General features: G+C 76.6%; 11 protein-coding genes and 1 tRNA gene. 8 read left to right on the top strand and 4 right to left on the bottom strand.

Going from position 1 to position 14,959, the window contains the following annotated elements; all coding sequences use genetic code 11:
• Positions 1 to 32 precede the first annotated feature (32 nt).
• The 5 genes from tmk (at position 33) to ACFVQZ_RS21995 (ending at position 7,363) form a co-directional block, all read left to right on the top strand.
• The gene (gene tmk / locus ACFVQZ_RS22015) at positions 33 to 3,437 is read left to right on the top strand and encodes a dTMP kinase (protein ID WP_383625097.1); all 3,405 of its coding nucleotides are present in this window, start codon (positions 33 to 35) and stop codon (positions 3,435 to 3,437) included.
• 155 nt (positions 3,438 to 3,592) lie between these two features.
• Complete coding sequence (locus tag ACFVQZ_RS22010) at positions 3,593 to 4,792, top strand: DNA polymerase III subunit delta' (protein WP_383625094.1); 1,200 nt, start codon at positions 3,593 to 3,595, stop codon at positions 4,790 to 4,792.
• Positions 4,793 to 4,853: 61 nt separating this feature from the next.
• A complete protein-coding gene (locus ACFVQZ_RS22005; RefSeq protein WP_030495833.1) occupies positions 4,854 to 6,416 on the top strand; it encodes an alpha/beta hydrolase in 1,563 nt (520 codons plus the stop codon).
• A gap of 96 nt (positions 6,417 to 6,512) precedes the next feature.
• Positions 6,513 to 6,586: transfer RNA gene (locus tag ACFVQZ_RS22000), tRNA-Thr, on the top strand.
• Positions 6,587 to 6,715: 129 nt separating this feature from the next.
• Positions 6,716 to 7,363, top strand: a complete 648-nt coding sequence (locus ACFVQZ_RS21995; protein WP_383625089.1) for a pyridoxamine 5'-phosphate oxidase family protein — start codon at positions 6,716 to 6,718, stop codon at positions 7,361 to 7,363.
• Here ACFVQZ_RS21995 and ACFVQZ_RS21990 read toward each other — a convergent pair.
• The gene (locus tag ACFVQZ_RS21990) at positions 7,360 to 8,097 is read right to left on the bottom strand and encodes a sigma factor-like helix-turn-helix DNA-binding protein (protein WP_383625086.1); all 738 of its coding nucleotides are present in this window, start codon (positions 8,095 to 8,097) and stop codon (positions 7,360 to 7,362) included. The two genes, ACFVQZ_RS21995 and ACFVQZ_RS21990, sit on opposite strands and share 4 nt — an antisense overlap.
• A 52-nt stretch (positions 8,098 to 8,149) precedes the next feature.
• Positions 8,150 to 8,539, bottom strand: a complete 390-nt coding sequence (locus tag ACFVQZ_RS21985) for a DUF6479 family protein (RefSeq protein ID WP_030495836.1) — start codon at positions 8,537 to 8,539, stop codon at positions 8,150 to 8,152.
• Positions 8,540 to 8,705: 166 nt separating this feature from the next.
• Between ACFVQZ_RS21985 and ACFVQZ_RS21980 the strand changes: the two genes are divergently transcribed.
• The gene (locus ACFVQZ_RS21980; RefSeq protein ID WP_030495837.1) at positions 8,706 to 9,215 is read left to right on the top strand and encodes a SigE family RNA polymerase sigma factor; all 510 of its coding nucleotides are present in this window, start codon (positions 8,706 to 8,708) and stop codon (positions 9,213 to 9,215) included.
• A gap of 159 nt (positions 9,216 to 9,374) precedes the next feature.
• A complete protein-coding gene (locus ACFVQZ_RS21975) occupies positions 9,375 to 10,688 on the top strand; it encodes a hypothetical protein (RefSeq protein ID WP_030495838.1) in 1,314 nt (437 codons plus the stop codon).
• 55 nt (positions 10,689 to 10,743) lie between these two features.
• Here ACFVQZ_RS21975 and ACFVQZ_RS21970 read toward each other — a convergent pair whose 3' ends face one another.
• Together ACFVQZ_RS21970 and ACFVQZ_RS21965 are read right to left on the bottom strand one after the other, a co-directional pair.
• Positions 10,744 to 12,441: a bifunctional 3'-5' exonuclease/DNA polymerase gene (locus ACFVQZ_RS21970; RefSeq protein ID WP_383625081.1), complete on the bottom strand. Its 1,698-nt coding sequence runs from the start codon at positions 12,439 to 12,441 to the stop codon at positions 10,744 to 10,746.
• Between the two features lie 64 nt (positions 12,442 to 12,505).
• Positions 12,506 to 13,750: a LuxR C-terminal-related transcriptional regulator gene (locus tag ACFVQZ_RS21965; protein ID WP_030495840.1), complete on the bottom strand. Its 1,245-nt coding sequence runs from the start codon at positions 13,748 to 13,750 to the stop codon at positions 12,506 to 12,508.
• 242 nt (positions 13,751 to 13,992) lie between these two features.
• Between ACFVQZ_RS21965 and ACFVQZ_RS21960 the strand changes: the two genes are divergently transcribed.
• On the top strand, positions 13,993 to 14,922 hold the full coding sequence (locus tag ACFVQZ_RS21960; RefSeq protein ID WP_383625077.1) for an NADP-dependent oxidoreductase: 930 nt from the start codon (positions 13,993 to 13,995) through the stop codon (positions 14,920 to 14,922).
• The last annotated feature ends 37 nt before the right edge of the window (positions 14,923 to 14,959 follow it).

The raw sequence follows: 14,959 nt of genomic DNA, 5'->3' as shown, positions 1-14,959 counted from the left end.
GGTCGGGGAGGCCGTCCGGATAGGGTGGACGGATGACGCGAGCAGAGCAGCCAGAGCTTCTGGGCGACTCCGAAGCCGCACCCGCCCCCGGCGCCGCCCCCGTCTCCGACGCGGCCCTCGTCGCGGACTCCCGGGAGCGCGCCGTACGGGCCCTCGTCCGCCACCAGCCGCTGCGCAGGCTGTGGAGCGCCCAGGCCGTCGGCGGGGTCGGCGACGCCCTCGCCCTCCTCGTCCTGGTCCTCCTCGGCCTCCAGACCGCCTTCACCGAGGGCGCCCTCGGCGGCGGCTACCGGGGCGCCGCCTTCGCCGTGGCCGCCGTCGTCGGCACCCGGCTGCTCGCCACCGTCCTCTTCGGCGCCGTCCTGCTCGGCCCGCTCACCGCGCTGACCGCGCCCGGCGCCGCCCTCGACCGGCGGTGGACCATGATCGGCGCCGACGGGCTGCGGATCGCGCTGCTCGTCGTCGCCCCGCTGTGGATCGACTGGGTCCCCGGCAGCGCCCTGTGGTTCCTCCTCGGCACCGTCCTCCTCACCGGCGCCGCCGAGCGCCTGTGGGCCGTCTGCCGCGACGGCGCCGCGCCCGCGCTGCTGCCCGCCGCGCCCGTCGAGGGCGACGCCGTCCGGCCGCTCCCCGACCACCTCGGCGCCCTGCGCACCCTCACCCAGCGCACGGCCTTCCTCGCCGTCCCGGCCGCCGCCGCCGTACTGCTCGGCGCCACCCTCGTCTCCAACCTGCTGGGCTCCGGCATCGACTGGTTCTCGCTCCACCAGGCCGCCCTCGGCGCCTACGCCGCCGCCGGCCTGTTCGCCGCCTCCGCCGCCGTCCTCGCCGCGATCACCCTGCTCGGCGGCCGGACCCCGCGCCCCCGCTCGCCGCTGGAGGGGCTGCGCCGCCCCGCCGCCGACAAGGGCCGCACCGGAGCCGTCCCCCTGCTCGTCCTGGCCTGCGCCACCGTCGCCGGCGCCATCGGCGCCGCCGCCTCGGTCGCCGCCCTCCACGCCTTCGACCTCGGCGGCGGCCCCGTCACCTACGCCCTGCTGGTGCTCGCGCTCAGCGGCGCCACCGCCCTCGGCATCCGCACCGCCCGCTCCGTGCTGCCGGTGCTCTCCCGCCGCCGGATGCTCGCCCTCGCGATCACCGTCACCGGCGTCGCCCTGATCGCCGTCGGCCTCGTGCCCGACACCGCGACCGTGCTGCTCCTCGCCGCCCTCGCCGGATACGCGGCGGGCGTGGCCGCCCACACCGGGCACACCCTCATCGACCAGGAGACCGAGGAGCCGCGCCGCGAGCGCACCACCGCGCACCTCCAGGCCACCGCGCGCGTGGGCATCGCCGTCGGCGCGCTCGCCGCGCCGCTGCTCGCCGCCGCGATCGGCCCGCACCGCTTCGTCTCCGGCTCCGGGAAGTTCGTCTTCGACCACGGCGGCGCCGCCTTCACCCTCGCGCTCGTCGGCGCGCTGCTGCTGCCCGTCGCCGCGCTTGTCCTCGCGAAGACCGACGACCGCGCGGGCGTCCCGCTCCGCCGCGACCTCCGCGAGGCGCTGCGCGGCGCCGACCCGGCGCAGGCCCCGTCCGCCACCGGCTTCTTCATCGCCCTGGAGGGCGGCGACGGCGCCGGCAAGTCCACCCAGGTCCAGGCGCTCGCCGACTGGATCCGCGCCAAGGGCCACGAGGTCGTCGTCACCCGCGAGCCCGGCGCCACCCCCATCGGCAAGCGGCTCCGCTCGATCCTGCTCGACGTCTCCTCGGCCGGCCTGTCGAACCGCGCCGAGGCGCTGCTGTACGCCGCCGACCGCGCCGAGCACGTCGACTCGCTGGTCCGGCCCGCCCTGGAGCGCGGCGCCGTCGTCATCACCGACCGGTACATCGACTCGTCCGTCGCCTACCAGGGCGCGGGCCGCGACCTCTCGCCGACCGAGATCGCCCGCATCTCCCGCTGGGCGACCGGCGGCCTCGTACCCCACCTGACCGTCCTGCTGGACGTCTCCCCGGAGACCGCCCGGGAGCGGTTCACCGAGGCGCCGGACCGGCTGGAGTCGGAGCCGCCGGAGTTCCACGCGCGCGTGCGGGCCGGTTTCCTCGCGCTCGCCGCCGCCGACCCGAGCCGCTACCTCGTCGTCGACGCCGGCCAGGAGCCCGAGGCCGTCACCACCGTCGTACGCCACCGGCTCGACCGGATGCTGCCGCTCTCCGAGGCCGAGGTGAAGGCCGCCGAGGAGGCCCGCCGGAAGGCCGAGGAGGAAGCCCGGCGCAAGGCCGAGGAGGAGGCCGCCCGCAAGGCCGAGGAGGAGCGCCTGGAGCGCGAGCGCCAGGAGCAGCTGGCGAAGCTGCGCGCCGAGGAGGAGGAGCGCAAGCGGCGAGAGGAGGAAGAGGCGCGCCGGCTGGAGGCCGAGCGGCAGGCGGAGGAGGCCCGGCGGAAGGCCGAGGAGGCCCGGATCGCCGCCGAGGAGGAGGCCCGCCGCCGCGCGGCCGAGGAGAAGGCCCGCCGCGAGGAGGAGGAACGGCTCCGCAAGCAGGCCGAGGAGGAGGCCCGGCTCCGGGCGGAGGCCGAGGCGCTGCGCGAGGAGAAGCGGCGGAAGGCCGAGGAGGCGCTGCTCCGCGCCGAGGAGGCCCGCAAGCTCGCCGCCGCGGCCGCCGCCGCCCAGGCCGCGGAGGAGGCCGCCGCGGCGCAGCGGCTGGCCGCCGAACAGGCCGCGAAGGCGGCGGAGCGCCGTGCCGCCGCCGAGAAGGCCGCCCAGGAGCAGACCGCGCGGGAGAAGGCGGCCCGCGCGAAGGCCGCCCAGGAGCGTGCGGCGCAGGAGAAGGCCGCCGCCGAGCGGGCCGCCCGGGAGCGGACGGCGGCCGAGGAGTCGGCGAACGAGGTCACGGTCCAGACGCCGGTCGTACGGCTCGGCAAGGACGCGGGCACGGACGCCGGCGAGGGCTCCGGTGCGGGTGCCGTCACGGGCTCCGGTACGGCTCCGGCGGCGGGCGGCGACGCCCCCACCGTCTCGCCGAACGAGGTCACCGTCCCGACCCCGGTCGTCCGCCCGGAGGACCCGCGCCGGCCGTCCGGCGCCCGTCCGGCGGACGACGAGACCGCGGTCCTGCCGCAGATCCGCGACGACCGCGCGGCGGACGAGACGGCCGTGCTGCCGCCGGTCCGCGACGACCGGGCGGCGGACGAGACCGCCGTGCTGCCGCCCGTGCGGGACGCGCGGCCGGCCGATCCGGTGGACCGGGTGCCGCGGGACTTCTTCCGGGACGAGCCGGAGGCCGGCGCGGGCGCGAACGACGTCACCCGCGAGCTGCCCCAGCTCGACGAGCAGGGCCGGCCGCGCCGCCGCTCCGACTGGGCCGAGGAGACCCCGCTCGACGACCTGCCGACGCTCGCGGACGAGCTGTTCGGCGGGTACGACGACGGGGACGACGAGCGGGACGGGCGCCGGCGGCGCTGAGGACGGGGACGGGCGGCGGGGCGGGTGCGCCGCGCGAGGGACCGTCGCCGGCGCGCCCGCCGCCCGCCCGCCCGGTGGCGCCCCTCGCGCCGGCGGTCGCCGCGTTGTCGGAGCCCTGCCCCACAATGGAGGGCGTACCTTCAGGAGGGGCAGACATGGCCGTATGGGACGACCTGGTCGGACAGGAGCGGGTCGAGGAGCAGCTCGCCGCCGCCGCGCGGGACGCCGACGCGCTGGTCACCGCCCAGGCCGCGGGCGAGCCCGCCCCCGAGGCGTCGAAGATGACGCACGCCTGGCTCTTCACCGGCCCGCCCGGCGCGGGCCGGGTCGACGCCGCGCGGGCGTTCGCGGCGGCCCTCCAGTGCGTGAGCCCCGACCGGGCGCTCGGCGGGACGCCGGGCTGCGGCTTCTGCACCGGCTGCCACACGGTGCTGGTCGGCACCCACGCGGACGTGACCACGATCGCCGCCGTGGGCACCCAGATCCTCGCCGACGACATGCGGGAGACGGTCCGCAAGTCCTTCACCTCGCCGGCCAACGGCCGCTGGCAGGTCATCCTGGTCACCGACGCCGAGCGGCTCAACGAGAAGTCCGCCAACGCCGTGCTGAAGGCCGTCGAGGAGCCCGCCCCGCGCACGGTCTGGCTGCTGTGCGCCCCCTCCGTCGAGGACGTCCTGCCGACGATCCGCTCCCGCTGCCGCCACCTGACCCTGCGCACCCCGCCGGTCGAGGCCGTCGCCGACGTGCTGATCCGGCGGGACGGCATCGAGCCGGACGCCGCCCACGCGGCGGCCCGGGCCACCCAGGGCCACATCGACCGGGCCCGCCGGCTCGCCACCGACGAGCGGGCGCGCGCCCGCCGCGCCGTCGTCCTGAAGCTGCCGCTGCGGGTGGCGGACATCGGCGGCTGCCTCAAGGCCGCGCAGGAGCTGGTGGACGCGGCGGCCGAGGACGCGAAGGAGGTCGCCGAGGAGGTCGACGCCAAGGAGACCGAGGAGCTGAAGGCGGCGCTCGGCGCCGCGCAGGGCGGCCGGATGCCGCGCGGCACCGCCGGGATCATGAAGGAGCTGGAGGACAAGCAGAAGCGCCGGGGCCGCCGCACCCAGCTCGACAGCCTGGACCTCGCGCTCACCGACCTCACCGGTTTCTACCGGGACGTCCTCACGCTCCAGCTCGGCACCCGCTCGGCGCTGGCCAACGAGGACGTGCGGGACGCGATCGAGCGGATCGCCCGCGAGACCACCCCCGAGCGGACCCTCCGCCGCGTGGAGGCCGTCCTCGCGTGCCGCGAGGCCCTGGAGCGGAACGTGGCGCCGCTGCTCGCGGTGGAGGCGATGACGATGGCGCTCCGCTGAGCCGGCCGGCTCCGCACCCGCGATTGGACACGTTCCGTACTCGTCCGGATACGCTCCGGGAATGGACTCCAGGCGTCTCCTCCGCACCTCCGCCACGGCGCTCGCCGCCGCCGGGCTGATCCTCTCCGGCTGCACGGGAGGGAGCGACGCCGCCGCTCCCGGCCCCGGCTCCGGGTCCGGGCGCCCGGCCGCGTCGTCGTCGCCGTCGCCGTCGCCCGAGGCGCTGCGCCCGTACTACGCCCAGAAGCTCGCCTGGCGGGACTGCGGCGTCGAGGGGTTCCAGTGCGCGACGCTCCGCGCCCCGCTCGACTACGCGCGCCCGGACGGGCCGGCGGTGAAGCTGGCCGTGTCCCGGGTGCGGGCGACCGGCCCGGGGGAGCGGATCGGCTCCCTGCTGGTGAACCCGGGCGGCCCCGGCGGCTCGGCCGTCGACTACCTCCAGGGGTACGCGGGCATCGGCTACCCCGAGCCGGTGCGCGCCCGCTACGACATGGTGGCCGTCGACCCGCGCGGGGTCGGCCGCAGCGAGCCGGTCGACTGTCTGACGGGCCCCGAGATGGACGCGTACACCCAGGTCGACCAGACGCCGGACGACGCGGCGGAGGTCGACGCGCTGGCGGCCTCGTTCCGCCGGTTCGCGGCGGGCTGCGAGAAGCGCAGCGGCACGGTCCTGCCGCACGTGTCCACGGTGGAGACCGCCCGCGACATGGACATCCTGCGCGCGGTGCTCGGCGACGAGCGGCTGCACTACGTCGGCGCCTCGTACGGCACCTTCCTCGGCGCCACCTACGCCGAGCTGTTCCCCGGCCGGGTCGGCCGGCTCGTCCTCGACGGGGCCATGGACCCGTCGCTGTCGGCGCTCGACCTCAACCGGGACCAGACGGCCGGCTTCGAGACCGCGTTCACGGCGTTCGCCGCCGACTGCGTCACCCGGCCCGACTGCCCGCTCGGCACCGGCTCGGTCGCGGACGCCGGGAAGGCGCTCCGCGCGTTCTTCCGCGCCACGGACGCCGAACCCGTCCCCACCGGGGAGGAGCGGGCGCTCGGCGAGTCCCTGGCCACCACCGGCGTCATCGCCGCGATGTACGACGAGGGCGCCTGGCCGCAGCTGCGCGAGGCCCTGACCCGGGCGATCGGCGGCGAGGGCTCGGGGCTGCTGGCGCTCGCCGACAGCTACTACGAGCGGGAGCCGGACGGCTCGTACGCGAACCTCATGTTCGCCAACGCCGCCGTGAACTGCCTCGACCTGCCGCCCGCCTACCCGGACCCGGCCGCCGCCCGGCGGGCCGTCCCGTCCTTCGACAAGGCGTCCCCGGTCTTCGGCACGGGCCTCGCCTGGGCCGCCCTGAACTGCACGTACTGGCCCTCCCCGGCCACCGGCCGCCCGCACCGCATCACGGCCGACGGCGCCGCCCCGATCCTCGTCGTCGGCACCACCCGCGACCCGGCCACCCCCTACAAGTGGGCCGAGTCCCTCGCGGACCAGCTCTCCTCCGGCACCCTCCTCACCTACGAGGGCGACGGCCACACCGCCTACGGCCGGGGCAGCGACTGCGTCGACACCGCGGTCAACACCTACCTCCTGGAAGGCACCCCGCCCGCCCCCGGCAAGCGCTGCTCCTGACCCCCGCCCCGGCCCGCTCCGCCCCTGGTCGGAGCACCCCCGGAAACTGTGTAGACTTGGCGACGCTGCTGCACCCACCATGGTGACGCGCAGCGCGCCGCCTTAGCTCAGTTGGCCAGAGCAACGCACTCGTAATGCGTAGGTCTCGGGTTCGAATCCCGAAGGCGGCTCACTGGAAACCCCAGGTCAGATCTTTCTGACCTGGGGTTTCGTGGTTCAGGGATCGGATGGAACGGGGAACAGGGGGCGGCGTGGGTGCGAGCGGGCTGGATGTGACCGAGCGGACGCGGTTGCGGCGGATGCGGGAGAAGGGGTCGTACCGGCGGGAGGACCTGGACGCGGTGCTGGCGGCCGGGTGGCTGTGCCACCTCGGGGTGACCGTGGACGGGGTGCCGATGGTGGTGCCCACCGCGTACGGCGTCGACGGCGACCGGCTGTACGTGCACGGGTCGGTGGCCAGCCGGAGCCTGGTGCAGGCGCCGGGGTCCACGGTGTGCGTGACGGTGACGCACGTGGACGGGCTGGTGCTGGCGCGGTCCGTGTTCGAGCACGGGGTGAACTACCGGTGCGCCATGGTCTACGGCGTGCCCGAGCTCGTGACCGACCCGGAGGAGAAGCTGCGGGGGCTGCGGGCGCTGACCGAGCAGAGCAGCCCGGGGCAGTGGGACTACGTGCGCCGGCCCAGCCGGAAGGAGCTGGCCGCGACCTCGCTGCTCGCGCTCGACCTCACCGAGGCGTCCGTGAAGACGCGGAGCGGGCCGCCGGACGACGGCGACTCCCCGGACGCGGAGCTGGGGCTGTGGGCCGGCGTGCTGCCGGTGGTCACCACCTTCGGGACGCCCGTGCCGGACCCGGCGCTGCCGGCGGACCTCGCCGCCGCCGTCCCCGGGCACGTCGCCGAGCGGGCCGGGCGGCGCGCCGACGGGGGCGGCGGCGAGTCGGACTAGGAGATCGTCAGGCGGGACAGGTGGGGCGGGTCGGCCAGGACGTCGACCGAGGTGATCGGGCCGGCCGGGGCCGTGAAGCGGTAGACCGCGTCCGGCGCGGCGACCAGGCCCGGCGCGCCGTCCACCAGGACCGGCCGGGCGACCGCCGCGCGGGCCGCGAGGACCCGGGCCACCGCCGGGGCGCCGTGCGCGGGCCGGACTCCGCCGCGTACCGCCCCGGGGTCGGCCCGCAGCACCGCGTCCGGGTCGAGCAGGGCGCGCAGGGCCGCCGTGTCGCCCTCCCGGGCGGCGGCGAGGACCGCGTCGACGGCGGCCCGGAGGCGTACGGGATCGGGTGCGGGCATCTCCTCGGCGCCCCGGGCCCGGGCCCGCGCGCGGGCGCCGATCTGGCGGACCGCCGCCGGGGCGCGTTCCAGGGCGAGGGCGAGGTCCTCGTACGGGACGTCGAAGAGGTCGTGGAGGACGAGGACCAGCCGCTCCGCGGGTGTCAGGCCCGGGGAGTCCCGCGGCCCGTCGGACCAGGGGTCCCACGGGTCGGTGCGGCGGGCCTCGCGGGCCCGCAGCCGGCCGAGGCAGACCCGGGCGAGGACCGCCTCCGGCGGCGGGCCCGGGTCGGGGACGGGTCCGGGGCCCCGGCGGGCGCGGGGGCCGGGGCCGTACGGGGCGAGGAGCCGTTCGGTGGTCCGGACCGCCCGGTCCGCCTCGGGGGCGGAGCCGAGCAGGCCGCGGGCCATCGCCCGCAGCCTGGTCCGGGTGTGCGCGGTGATCCGCACGCCGGCCGCCGGGTCAGTCGCCGTGTCCGGGGCCGCCGCTGCCGAAGCCGCCGCTGGAGATGCCGCCCCACTTGCGCTTCTCCTCGCTCGGTGGCTCGGGGGAGGTCTCCGTGCCGGACGTGCCGCCGTCCTTCAGCTGGTACGGCATCAGCCGGTGAGCGCCGTCGGTATGCGGCATCTCGGCCGGACGGCGGTACTCCGACATCTCGCCGGGGAGCGCGCCGGTGTCCGGGCGGTGTGGTTGTTCCTCGGGCTGTGGTGGACGCGACTCCTTGGTGCGGACGCGGTATCCGAACCAGAACGCCGTGAGCAGGACGGCGACGAGGATCAGGCCGCCGAGCACCTGTGCCAGACCTGACTGCCAGACCCCAGCGGCCAGGACCTCTGCGCTGAGAGTGTTCATAGAAGAGGATTACCCGATTCCGCTTCATCGGATGCGTGTCCCGGACAGTTCGGTGAAACATTTCCGCGGCCCCGCCGCGTCGATGGGGTGTACGACCGAGCGACCGGCGGTCCGGAGACGGCCGTCGGCCCGTCGGCCCACCACGACTGACAGGGAGAGGAGGGGCATGAGAACGTCCCGCGCGGACGAGTTCCTGGAGTTCGCCTCGGCGCGCACCGGCCAGCTGTTCCGCTCGGCCTGCCTGCTGACCAGCGGGGACGTCCACCTCGCCGAGGACCTCACGCAGGAGACGCTGGGCAAGATGTACGCCCTCTGGGGCCGGACGTCCCGGATCGGCAACCCCGCCGCCTACGCCCAGACCGTCCTCGTCCGCACGTTCCTCAGCCACCAGCGGCGCCGCTCCGCGACCGAGCGCCCGCTCGGCGAACTGCCCGACCACACCCCGGACGACGGCTCCGACCCGCTGCTGCGGATCGCCCTCCTCGACGCGCTCGCCGCACTGCCCCCGAAGGACCGGGCGGTCGTGGTGCTCCGCTACTGGGAGGACCGCAGCGTCGAGGAGACCGCCGACGCCCTGCACACCAGCTCCGCCGCCGTCCGCACCCGCTCCACCCGCGCGCTCGGGAAGCTGCGGCAGCGGCTCGGCGGCAGCATCGCCGAGTTCGCCGGGCGGTAGCCCGCCCGCCCGCCGGGCGGCGGCGCGCCCCCTCGCGCGGGGCACCAGGCGGCCCCACGGGCGCCTGGTCCCCGGCCCGGCCCCGCCCCCGTTCCCGGGTCGTCCGCGGACGCCCGTACCCCTTTCCCGTACCTCCGAAGCAGAGACGGTGATCTCGTCATGTCCCAGCACGAACACCACGACCCCGACGCGGGGTTCGCCGACGAACTCGGTCCGGCCCTGCGCGCCACCGGCGAGAGCTTCGCGCTCGACGGCCGGCCCGAGCTGGTCGCCGGCGGGCTCGCCCGGGGCCGCCGCAGGCTGCTGCGCCGCCGCCTCGCCGTCACCGGCGGAGCCCTCGCGCTCGCCGCCGTCGGCGTCGGCGGCGTCTACGCCGGCTCCGTCGTCACCCCCGACCAGGACTCCGGGAAGGCGTCCGTCGCCGCGGCCCCGAAGACCGGCGCGGCGCCGTCCCCGGAGTCCGGCGGCGAGCCGGCCTCCGAGTCGCTGAAGCCGGGCGAGGCCGAGATCCCGCTGGCCCGGATCGCGGACGTCGTCAAGGCCCACACCCCCGCCGGCGAGTGGCGGATCGAGGGCATCGAGGGCACCGGCCAGGGCATCAGCGGCACCTACGACGACGGCGACGGCGAGGCCGCCTTCGGCGTCTTCCTCTCCCGCGCCGGAACCAACCCGGAGGCGGGCGCCGAGATGGTGACCTGCCCCGAGAAGGTGTACGTCCCCTACGACGACTGCGACACCGGCCGGCTGCCCGACGGCTCGCGGTGGATGGTCCTCCAGGGGTACGAGTACCCCGACAAGCGCGAGGAGACGAAGAACTGGCGGGCCACGCTGCTCACGAAGGAAGGGTTCCTCGTCGACGTGAACGAGTGGAACGCGCCCGCCCAGAAGGGCGCCGCGGTCAGCCGCGAGAACCCGCCCTTCAGCGCCGCCCAGCTTCAGGCGCTCGTCACCACCGACGCCTGGCGGCCCCTGCTCGCACAGCTCCCGAAGCTGCCGACGGCGGCGGGCAAGCCCGGCCAGGTGCGCACGCCCCCGCCGCAGATCACCGGCGGCTCCGTGCCCGCCACGCTGCGGTCGCTGCTGCCGAAGGGGCTCACGGTCGCGGACGAGGGCGGCGAGGGCGAGTTCGGCTTCGTCGTCGTCGACGACGGCAAGGGCACGAGTCTCGTCCAGGTCAACGTCCAGTACGGCATGGACGACGTCGCCCACGACCTCTTCGGCTCCGGCGACGTCACCACCCTTCCCGACGGGCGCAAGGTGAAGCTCACCCAGCAGCCCGGAGAGAAGGGCGGCGAGGGCGTCGTCTGGTGGACCGCCGACACCATGCGGAAGGACGGCTTCCGGGTCGTCGTCAGCGCCTTCAACAGCGGCGCCCAGCACGAGGCGGCCACCCGGGCCGAGCCCGCGCTCACCATGGAGCAGCTGAAGGCGATCGCCCTCGACCCGAAGTGGGCGAAGCTGCCCGCGAAGTAGGCGGAGCGACGTGGGGGCGGTACGCGGCGGCTCATGGAGCCGCGTACCGCCCCCGTCATTTCGCGTCGGCGTACCGCTCCACCGTCGCCGTCGTGAACGGGAAGCGGACCGGGGTCGGGCCGAACGCGATGCGGCCCGCCTCGTCGCCGGCCGCCCTGATCGCCTCCGTCACCGCCTCCGCCTCCTCCGCCGGGCAGTGCACGATCACCTCGTCGTGCTGGAAGAAGACCAGCTCGGCCCGCATCCCGGCGGCCGACAGCCTCCGGCGCAGCGCCGCCAGCATCAGCAGCGCCCAGTCGGCGGCGCTGCCCTGGACCACGAAGTTACGGGTGAACCTGCCGCGCGCCCGGGCGTTGCCGGAGGCGTAGCCGGGGATGATCCCGTACTCCTCGGCTGCCTGCGCGGGGCCCTCCTGCGGGAGGCCCGCCTCGCCGTCGTCGCCCGCGCCGACGGCCCGCGGGCTGGTCCGGCCGAGCCAGGTGCGCACGAGCCGGCCCTCCTCGCCGGCCTTCGCCGCGTCGTCCACATAGGCGACCGCGCGCGGGAAGCGGCGGCGCAGCGCCGCCAGGTTCTTCAGGCCGTCGCCGCTGGTCTGCCCGTAGATCGCGCCCAGCAGGGCGATCTTGGCGTGGTCGCGGTCGCCGGAGAACGCCCGGTCGGACAGCCGGGTGTAGAGGTCGTCGGGGTGGCCGGCGACCTCCATCAGGCCCGGGTCGCGGGAGATCGCGGCGAGCACCCGCGGCTCCATCTGGTCGGCGTCCGCCACCACCAGCCGCCAGCCGTCGTCGGCGACGACCGCCCGGCGGATGACCTTCGGGATCTGGAGCGCCCCGCCGCCGTTGGTGGTCCAGCGCCCGCTGACCGAGCCGCCCGGCAGGTACTCGGGCCGGAACCGGCCGTCCCGCACCCAGTCCGCCAGCCAGGACCAGCCGTGCGCGGTCCAGATCCGGTACAGCTTCTTGTACGCGATGAGCGGCGGCACCGCCGGGTGGTCGATCTCCTCCAGCTCCCAGCGGCGGGTCGACCGCACCCGGATGCCGGCCTGCGCGAACGCCTTCACCACGTCGGCGGGCAGGTCGGGCCGGACCCGGCGGCCGAACGCCGCCGACACCTCGTCCGCGAGCTCCGCCAGCCGGCGCGGCTCGCCGCCGCCCGCGTACCGCTCGCCCAGCAGTTCGTGCAGCACGTCCCGGTGCACGTCGGCCCGCCACGGCAGCCCGGCCCGGTGCATCTCCGCGGCGACCAGCATCCCGGCCGACTCGGCGGCGGTGAGCAGGCGCATCCGGCCCGGGTGCTCGGCCCGGTCGTGGCGGCGCTGCTGCTCCGCGTAGACGGCGAGCAGGCCCTCGAAGGGGACGGGGGCGACGGGGCCCGGTTCGAACAGGGAGTCCTGGGAGCCGGGCTCGGCGGTGCGCTGCGGCGGGTCCGGCGGCACCGGCGCGTCCCGCAGCCGGGCCCACGCGGCGGCGGCCGAACGCGGCTCGCCGAGACGGCCCTCGTGGCCGAGGAGCAGCTGCTCGGCGGCCTCCACGTCGTAGCACCGCTCGACGCGGACGCCGGCGGCGAGCAGCCGCGGGTACACCTCGGCCGTCGACCGCCACACCCAGCGCGTCACCTCCGGCCGGGCGCGGACCGCCGCCACCAGCTCCGGCTCGCGGCGCGCCTCCCCCGCGGGCGCGCCGTCCGGCCCGAGGGGGACGAGGACCGCGCCCTCCCCCTCCGGCTCCGGCGCCAGCGCCCACCTCTCGCTCATGCAAGCGAGTCTGGCACCCGCCACTGACAGCCGCCGGTCACGACGCCCGTCCCGCGCGGGAGGCTCACGCCGCCGCGTGGAAGAGGGCGGCGGCCTCGCCGCGGGAGGCGACGCCGAGCTTGCCGAGGATGTTCGTCACGTGGAACTTCACCGTGGACTCGCTGATGTGCAGCTCCCCGGCGATCTGCCGGTTGCGGTGGCCGAGCGCCAGGTGCCGCAACACCTCGGTCTCCCGCTCGCCCAGCGACGCCAGCGGGTGCGCGGGGCCCGCCGGGGCGTCCGGCGCGGCGAGCGGCAGGACGGCGGTCATGGTGGTGCCCCAGTGCGGCACCGCCTCGATCTCCAGGCGCCCGCCGAGGACGTCCAGCCGGTCCCGTACGGTCCCCGCGCCCGTCTCGCAGGCGCCGAAGAGCCCCGGCCCGTCGTCGCGGACGGCCGCGCGCAGCTCGTCCTTGGTGAGCTGCCAGCCGACGTGGACGCGGCTCAGGCCGTCCTGTTCCAGGACGATCAGGAGCAGCGCGCGGACGATGGCGCGGGCGCCGTGCGCGACGTCGGCGGCGAGCGAGCGGGTGTCGTCGGGCGGGCCGAGTTCGAGCCGGACCGGGCTGTGCCGGAGCATCGGCCGCAGCTGGTCCGCGAGCCGGGCGAAGGCGTCGCCGGCCGGTTCCTCGGCGATCGCCCGGTCCTGCCGCTGGACCGCCCGGACCTCGCGGAGCGCGGCGTCGGCGAGTTCGGTGGCGGCGGCCCGGGCGGCGGTGTCGTCCAGGGTGCCGCTGCGGAGCACCGACAGCATCCCGGAGAGGGCGGCGGCGTGCGAGGTGGCCAGTTCGGCGGTGACCCGGGCCCGGGTGTCCGCGGCGGTACGGGAACGGGCCAGCGCCCCGGGCATCGCCTCGACCGCGAACCGGTCCAGGTGGCTCGTCACCACGTCCCACAGGGCCTGCGCCAGGGCGGTCGCGGCCGGCCCGGCCGTTGCGGCGCCGTCCTCCCGCAGCAGCACGAGCAGCGCGTGGCGGGCGGTGGCGCCGCTGGTCACGGCGAGGACCGTACGCGGCCGGCCGGCCAGCCGGACCGTCCCCTGCCAGGGTGAGCCGGGCACGCCGGACGCGAGCAGCGGCGCCAGCTCGGCGGTGGTCAGGCCGCCCGTCTCGCCGGTCGTCTTGAACGGCGAGTGGGCGCACTGGGTGGCGAGTTCGGCGGCGCCGGTGTGCGGCACGACCGGCGCGAGCGCGGCGGACAGCTGCGCGAGGACGCCGTCGAGCGGCCGGCTGAGGATCTCGTACACGGTGGTCAGCGTGAGCGGGTCCATACCGGCCAGCCTAGGCGTCAAGTGGCCGGGCAAGGCTGGACTTTCGGCCAGGCGGGACTGGCCGGAGGGAGGGCCGGGAACAGCCGCCGCCCGGCGCACGCTTGACCCTGTCGATCAGTGAACGCGCCGACGAGGAGAGCGACATGACCACGGGGACGACGGGGACTGCGGGAACGCCGGGGACTGCGGGGACTGCGGGGACTGCGGGGACGGCCGGGGAGGCGGGGGCGGCGAGGAGGACGATGGAGGCCGTCGTCTTCGAGGAGTTCGGCGGATCCGAGGTGCTGCGGCACACGACGGACGCCGCGGTGCCGGTGCCGGGCCCCGGCGAGGTGCGGCTGCGGGTGGTGGCGATCGGCGTCAACCCGATGGACTGGAAGGTGCGCCGGGGGCTCCTGGAGGACTTCTTCCCGACGACGTTCCCCGCCGTGCCGGGGATCGAGGTCGCCGGCACGGTCGACGCGCTCGGCGAGGGCGTCACCGGACTCGCCGTCGGCGACGAGGTGTTCGGCTGGTCGAAGACCGGCGGCTACGCCCAGTACGCGATCGCCGGACACGTCCTGCCGAAGCCGGCCGGCCTGTCCTGGGAGGCGGCGGTGAGCCTGCCCGTCGCCGGCGAGACCGCGGCCCGGGTCCTGGAGCAGATCGGCGTACAGGAGGGCGAGACGCTGTTCCTGCACGGCGCGGCCGGCATCGTCGGCACCCTCGCGGTCCAGCTCGCGGTCGCCGCGGGCGTCACGGTCGTCGGCTCGGCGTCCGAGCCCAACCACGCGTACCTGCGGGGACTCGGCGCGATCCCGGTGACGTACGGCGACGGGCTCGCCGACCGGGTCCGCGCCGCCGCGCCGCAGGGCGTCGACGCCGTCTTCGACGCGGCGGGGCACGGGGTGCTGCCGGTCGCCCTCGCGCTGCTCGGCGGGGAGGGCGTCGCGGACAAGCGGCGGATCGCGACGATCGCGTCCGTGGACGCGGCGGAGTACGGCATCGTCTACAGCGTCCCCGAGCAGGACCCCGAGCGGGTCCGGGCCTGGCTCACCGCGCAGGCGGAGGGCGTCCTCGCGGGGACGCTGCGGCTGCGGTTCGCGGAGTCGCTGCCGCTGAAGGACGCGGCCCGGGCGCAGGACCTCAGCGAGTCCGGCCACACCCGGGGCAAGCTGATCCTGGTCCCGTAGCGCCTTCGCCGGAAGGGGATCCCGGGTCCTGTCCCGG

Source organism: Streptomyces sp. NPDC057854 (assembly GCF_042797055.1).
Lineage (GTDB): Bacteria > Actinomycetota > Actinomycetes > Streptomycetales > Streptomycetaceae > Streptomyces.
This window is presented reverse-complemented; position numbering and strand designations above follow the sequence as displayed.

Coding starts and splice junctions, on each gene's coding strand:
- ACFVQZ_RS21980 (WP_030495837.1), top strand. CDS start 8,706: ATGAGAACGTCCCGCGCGGACGAGTTCCTGGAGTTCGCCTCGGCGCGC.
- ACFVQZ_RS21990 (WP_383625086.1), bottom strand. CDS start 8,097: ATGGCCCGCGGCCTGCTCGGCTCCGCCCCCGAGGCGGACCGGGCGGTC.
- tmk (WP_383625097.1), top strand. CDS start 33: ATGACGCGAGCAGAGCAGCCAGAGCTTCTGGGCGACTCCGAAGCCGCA.
- ACFVQZ_RS21960 (WP_383625077.1), top strand. CDS start 13,993: ATGGAGGCCGTCGTCTTCGAGGAGTTCGGCGGATCCGAGGTGCTGCGG.
- ACFVQZ_RS22005 (WP_030495833.1), top strand. CDS start 4,854: ATGGACTCCAGGCGTCTCCTCCGCACCTCCGCCACGGCGCTCGCCGCC.
- ACFVQZ_RS21975 (WP_030495838.1), top strand. CDS start 9,375: ATGTCCCAGCACGAACACCACGACCCCGACGCGGGGTTCGCCGACGAA.
- ACFVQZ_RS21985 (WP_030495836.1), bottom strand. CDS start 8,539: ATGAACACTCTCAGCGCAGAGGTCCTGGCCGCTGGGGTCTGGCAGTCA.
- ACFVQZ_RS21995 (WP_383625089.1), top strand. CDS start 6,716: ATGCGGGAGAAGGGGTCGTACCGGCGGGAGGACCTGGACGCGGTGCTG.
- ACFVQZ_RS21970 (WP_383625081.1), bottom strand. CDS start 12,441: ATGAGCGAGAGGTGGGCGCTGGCGCCGGAGCCGGAGGGGGAGGGCGCG.
- ACFVQZ_RS21965 (WP_030495840.1), bottom strand. CDS start 13,750: ATGGACCCGCTCACGCTGACCACCGTGTACGAGATCCTCAGCCGGCCG.
- ACFVQZ_RS22010 (WP_383625094.1), top strand. CDS start 3,593: ATGGCCGTATGGGACGACCTGGTCGGACAGGAGCGGGTCGAGGAGCAG.